This window comes from Kocuria tytonicola (assembly GCF_003687455.1).
In the GTDB taxonomy this organism is placed as follows: Bacteria; Actinomycetota; Actinomycetes; order Actinomycetales; family Micrococcaceae; genus Kocuria; species Kocuria tytonicola.
Map to the genome: position 1 here is coordinate 1 of NZ_PHOA01000125.1, position 5,613 is coordinate 5,613.

The 5,613-nt window shown below is 73.4% G+C and carries 5 protein-coding genes; 3 read left to right on the top strand and 2 right to left on the bottom strand.

Features of this window, described 5'->3' with window-relative positions; all coding sequences use genetic code 11:
• From CWC38_RS10640 to CWC38_RS10650, 3 genes are all read left to right on the top strand, one after another.
• A partial coding sequence (locus CWC38_RS10640; RefSeq protein ID WP_133306253.1) for an LCP family protein occupies positions 1-654 on the top strand: 654 nt, incomplete at its 5' end.
• A gap of 95 nt (positions 655-749) precedes the next feature.
• Positions 750-1,763: a lipid II:glycine glycyltransferase FemX gene (locus CWC38_RS10645; protein WP_121846710.1), complete on the top strand. Its 1,014-nt coding sequence runs from the start codon at positions 750-752 to the stop codon at positions 1,761-1,763.
• Complete coding sequence (locus CWC38_RS10650; protein WP_121846711.1) at positions 1,760-2,515, top strand: SDR family NAD(P)-dependent oxidoreductase; 756 nt, start codon at positions 1,760-1,762, stop codon at positions 2,513-2,515. The genes CWC38_RS10645 and CWC38_RS10650 overlap by 4 nt, the downstream gene beginning before the upstream one ends.
• 73 nt (positions 2,516-2,588) lie before the next feature.
• Here the strand turns inward: CWC38_RS10650 and CWC38_RS10655 are convergent, their stop codons facing one another.
• Together CWC38_RS10655 and glpX are read right to left on the bottom strand one after the other, a co-directional pair.
• The gene (locus CWC38_RS10655) at positions 2,589-4,331 is read right to left on the bottom strand and encodes a hypothetical protein (RefSeq protein ID WP_121846712.1); all 1,743 of its coding nucleotides are present in this window, start codon (positions 4,329-4,331) and stop codon (positions 2,589-2,591) included.
• A gap of 113 nt (positions 4,332-4,444) precedes the next feature.
• Positions 4,445-5,452 carry a class II fructose-bisphosphatase gene (glpX, locus tag CWC38_RS10660; RefSeq protein WP_121846713.1) on the bottom strand — a complete coding sequence of 336 codons (1,008 nt, stop codon included), beginning with the start codon at positions 5,450-5,452 and terminating at the stop codon, positions 4,445-4,447.
• Positions 5,453-5,613 lie beyond the last annotated feature (161 nt).

Genomic DNA, 5,613 nt, shown 5'->3' on the forward strand with positions numbered 1-5,613 from the left:
CGGGTCCCCATGGGCGGGGGCACCAACCTGGACACGGGTGAGAAGAACCCCATCCTGGGCTGGATCGAGCCGGGCACCCAGCACATGGACGGCTACCACGCCCTCTGGTACGCCCGCTCCCGTGAGGGCGCCACGGACTACGACCGCCAGGCCCGGCAGCGCTGCGTGCAGGCCGCCATGCTCGCCCAGCTGGACCCCGTCACGGTGGTCACCAAGTTCGACGACCTCGCGCGGTCCGGGCAACAGATCCTGGAGACGGACATCCCGCAGTCCTCGATCGGCTCCATGGTCTCCGTGGCCACCAAGGCCCAGCACCACGAGCTGCAGTCCTACGCGGCGGGCCCGCCCTACTACGACCAGTCCTTCCCCACCTACCCCGACTACGCGCGGTTCCAGTCGGATCTCGCGGACGTCCTCAAGAAGGCCGACGGCGCCCAGGCGGCCTCATCGTCCGGCGGAACCGCGGCGTCGTCGTCCGCGGCCGCGGCCCACGCTTCCGGGGCGGCGCCCGCGGGCGGGGTGTCCGTGCTCGGCAGCGGGCCGGGCATCGGGACCGCCGCGGTGGTCCCGGCCGCGCTCACGGCGCCCGCGGGTCTCAAGCTTCCCGCCGAGGAGCAGCTGTCCCCGAACGGGACGTGCTCCCTACCGCAGTGACGTCCCCCGGCAGCAGCGCGTGACGGGGGCGGCGCTCCGTGCAGGGTGACCCGGGTCCCACCGGGAGACACCCCGCGCATCGGTACAGTGGGGGCGTGGCGAATATCCTGCAGTCCCCCGAGTGGGCACAGTTCCAGCAGAGCATCGGACACCGGGTCCTCCAGGCCGAGGGCCCGGGGTGGCGCTACCTGGCGACCGTCGAGGGCGGACGCACCGGGCGCTACCTGTACTGCCCGTACGGGCCGGAGGCCGAGTCCCCCGACGCGTTCGACCGGGCGCTGGCGGACCTCGTGGCACGCGCCCGGCAGGAGCGCTGCTGGTTCGTGCGGGTGGAGCCCGTCAACGGCCACCCCGCGAGCGGGTCGGAGAGCGCCGAGGAGTCCCTGCGGCGCCGCGGCATGCGCCGCTCCCCGCGCCAGGTGCAGCCGGGGCACACCCAGGTGGTGGACCTGCGCAAGGACGCCAAGGACCTGCTCAAGGACATGAAGTCCACCAACCGCAACCTCTACCGCAACATCCACAAGAAGGGTGTGAGCATCGAGCGCTCGCAGGACCCGCAGGACGTGCGGTTCCTGCTGTCGTTCCTGGACGACACCGCCAGACGCCGGAACTTCAACCGTCAGCAGGACGACTACCTGCGGGCCGCGGCCGAGTCCCTCATGCCGGTGGGCGCCGCGAGCCTGTACCTCGCGAAGCTCCACGGCGAGCCCATTGCGGCGTCGCTCGTGTACGACTCCGGGGACACCCGCACCTACGCCCACGCGGCCATGGACCAGGAGCACCGCAGGCTCTCCGCGGGCATCCCCCTGGTGGTCACCATGATCATGGAGGCCAAGGAGAAGGGACTCACGTGGTTCGACCTCTTCGGCACCGCCCCGGAGGAGGCGGGACCCGAGCACGAGTGGTACGGGTTCACGTCCTTCAAGAAGTCCTTCGGCGGGCAGCCCGTGTCCTACCCCGGCACGTGGGACCTCCCGGTCTCCCGCGCGGGCTACGCCGCCTACACCGGTGCCCGGGCGGCCCGCGAGGGACTGTCCACCGCACGCACGAGGGCGCGCGAGCTGCGCACCCGGCTGCGGGAGCGCCGCACGGCGGAGGCAGCGGCATGACGCGCACAGCACTGGTCACCGGAGCCACGGGCGGCATCGGCCGGGCCTTCACCCGTGCCCTGCACGAGCGCGGCTACTCACTGGTCCTCACGGGCCGCAGCGAGGAGAAGCTCACCGAGCTCTCCGACGCGGTCACGGGCGGCACCGCGCGCGTGGTGGCCGCGGACCTCGGCACGCAGGAGGGCATCGACGCGCTCTCCGCGTGGCTGAGCACCGAGCCCGTGGACCTGCTGGTGAACAACGCCGGCTTCGGCAGCCACGGGGAGTTCGCGCGGCTGGAACTGGACCGGGAGCTCGAGGAGCTCACCGTGAACGTCCGAGCGCTCATGACGCTCACGCACACCGCGCTGCGCTCCATGACGGCCGCCGGGCACGGGGCGATCGTCAACATCGCGTCCGTGGCCGCGTTCCAGCCGCTGCCGTCCATGGCCACGTACAGCGCGACCAAGGCGTTCGTGGACCGGTTCACGCTGGCGGTGGGTGTGGAGGCCCGCAAGCACGGCGTGCACGTGCTGAGCGTGTGCCCCGGGCCCGTGGACACGGACTTCTTCGCGGTCGCGGACGCCTCGGCCATTGACACGGGCCGTTCCGCGAGGCCGGACGACCTGGTGGCGGCCGCCCTCTCCGCGCTGGACCGCGGGCGCCCCCGGGTGGTCTTCCCGCGCGTCTATCACGCCCTGGAGCGTGTGGCCGGGCTGCTGCCGCAGCCACTCGTCGCGCGCGCGGCCAACCTGGTCTCCGGCCGGGACTAGCCGCCGCGGCAGCGGTTCCGCCCGCAGCGCGCGGACCCGGCGGCCCCCGGACCCGGTCCGGGGGCCGCCGGGGTCACCAGCGTGCGGCGTCCCGCACGGCGGCCCTGCCCTCGGCCACGGCTCGCCGCACGAGCGCCACGGCGGGCCGCTCCGCACGGCGTGCCGCGGCTCGATCCGTGGACGACGCCGCGTGGCCCCCGTCCACGCCGCCCACCTGCTCGGTGGCCACCCGCTCCGTGGCCGCCACGGGAGCCGCCGCGGTCTCCTCGGCACGTCCCGGTGCCGGAAACCCGGTGCTCCTCCCCTGCTTCCTCGTGCGCGGGGGCTCCTGCGCGGTCGAACGGGCGAATGTCCTCGCGCTGCGGCGCCTGCCTCCCGCGCCCGGCGTCCTGCCGTGCCGCGACTGCTCGCCCGGCGCCGCGGCCACGTCCGAGGGCTCGGCGCTCACGGCTTCCGGAGCACTGTCGCCCGGACGGGCGAGATCCGGATCCACATCCACGGTGGGAGCGATCGGGGTGACCGTGGCGAGGTCATCGTGCGGGGCCTCGCGCTCCGGACGTCCGCCAGGCGTGCCGCTCGTCGTGCGCTGGCCGGACGGGTCGCCCGGGGCCGCGCCACTGTCCCGCGTGCCGCCGAAAGCCTCAGCGGTTGCCGTGGCGACACCATGCTCCGCGGCCGCGGTCCCGCGATCCACGGCCTCGGCGGCCCGGTCCGAGGGGGCGCTCTGGTTCGAGGGGGCACCCGAGGTCTGCGGCGGGGGGGAGGCGGGGTCCGGCGTCGTCGTGGCGGTGTGCTCGGAACTCTGCGGCAGCAGCTCCTCCGCCGCGGCCCCGCGCCTGGTGCGGCGGCGGAAGAAGCGCCGACGGGCCTTCTCCGCGCGCCCGGCCACCTGGAACTCCCCCACCAGCGGGTACTCCCACGTGCCGAGCACCTCGTGGTCCTCGGTGGCGAGCTCGCGCAGCACCATGGGCTGGCCCGGCTGGTCGGGATCACCCGCGAGAACCTTGTGGACCTGGCGCTGCTGGAGCTGGACGAGGCCCGTGAGCAGCAGGGCGTCGTCCACCCCCAGCTGACGGGCACGGTCCGTGAAACCCAGGCGGTAGACCATGGCGGACTCGCCGGTGTGCACGAACCAGAGGTAGCCCAGCGCGGACTCGGAGCCGTCCTCGGCGTGCTCGGTGGCCACCAGGAACACCGAGTTCTCCCCCACGGCGCGCAGCAGCTCGCGGATGTGCTGGGTGCGCAGGCCCACGTGGCACAGGTCCCGGTCCGCGGCGTTCACGCGGCGGACCCGCACCCCGGAGTCGCGCAGCCCCGCGCGGCAGCGCTGCAGCGTCTCGCTGGAAAGTCGTTTCGAGAGCTCACCCTCCGTCTCGCCCAGGCGCCCCACCAGGTGGCGGGGACCGGCCTCGCCGCGGCGGATCCTGTCCCGCCGCCGGTAGCCGGCCTCGGCGAGCTGCGCCGCGAGCTCGGTGGTGGCGTGGGTGTCGGGGCTCACGCGCAGCACGGCGGCGTCGTGCGCGGTGCGCGCGTGCTCCTGCAGCGCCTCCAGGACGGCCGGCAGGTCTCGGGGGTTCTTCACGTGCAGGGACTTCGCGTCCACCACCGTGTGGCGGTCCTCCGGGTGGACCAGCAGCTGGCCGTACCCCACTGTCTGATCGCCGCGGTCCACGGCCACGCGCTCCACGCTCACCCGGTCCTCGGTGAGGGCCTCGGCGTCGCCGATTCCCCACAGCAGTTCGGGATGCCCGCCCGTGACCCGGACGCGCGCGTCCCAGGTCTTGCGGTTGCCGCACGGGGACACGCTCAACGCCACGGTGTTTCCTCTCCTCAGGCCCTGCACACCGCGCCCCAGCTTAGCCGCGAAAGCAGAACGCGCGTGGCCACCCGGGGCGGGTGGGCACGCGCGTTCGGCGGTGCGGGAACGGCTCAGGCGTGCAGCCGCTCGTACTTCTCCCACTTCTTGGCCAGGTGCTCGGCCTCGACCATGCGCACCGTGCCGGAGCGCGAACGCATCACGATGGACTGGGTGGCGATCGTGCGGCCGCGGTAGCGGACCCCGCGCAGCAGGTCCCCGTCCGTGATGCCGGTGGCCGCGAAGAAGCAGTTGTCGGAGGTGACCAGCTCGTCCGTGGTGAGGATCCGGTCCACGTCCAGCCCGGCGTCCTCGGCCTTCTGGCGCTCGGCCTCGTCCGTGGGAGCGAGCCGACCCTGGATCACGCCACCGGTGGCCTTCACGGCGCACGCGGTCACGATGCCCTCCGGGGTGCCGCCGATGCCCATCATCATGTCCACACCGGTGCCCTCGCGGCACGCGGCGATCGCGCCGGCCACGTCGCCGTCCAGGATCATGCGGGTGCGGGCACCCGTGGCGCGGATCTCCTCCACGAGACCCTGGTGGCGGGGGCGGTCCAGCACGCACACGGTCACCTGGTTGGGCTTGACGCCCTTGGCCTTGGCCACCAGGTGGATGTTCTGCTTCACGGGCAGGCGCAGGTCCACCATGTCCGCGGCCTCGGGGCCCACCACGAGCTTGTCCATGTAGAACACGGCGGAGGGGTCGAACATGGAGCCGCCGTCCGCCACGGCGATCACCGCGAGCGCGTTGTTCATGCCCAGGGCGGTCAGGCGGGTGCCGTCGATGGGGTCCACCGCCACGTCCGAGGCGGGGCCCTCGCCGCTGCCCACCTGCTCACCGTTGAACAGCATGGGGGCCTCGTCCTTCTCGCCCTCGCCGATCACCACGGTGCCGTTGAAGTCCACGGTGGAGAGGAACGAGCGCATGGCGTCCACGGCCGCGCCGTCCGCGCTGTTCTTGTCACCGGCGCCCACCCAGTGGCCGCCCGCGATCGCGGCCGCCTCCGTGACGCGCACCAGTTCCAGTGCCAAGTTCCGGTCCGCCACATTTCCCGAGCCCTGCTGGGTCGTCTCTGCCACGTTGTTCCTCACCTTCGAGTTTCGGCTGCGCCCCGCTCCGCCGCGCACGGGGGCCAGGACGCACTGCCACGGGTGTCCCCCAGCATATCCCCGGCCCGGCGTGTTGGGCCGGTCCGCGGGATCACGGCACAATGGTCGGGTGAGTTCCTCTGCTTCCGGGC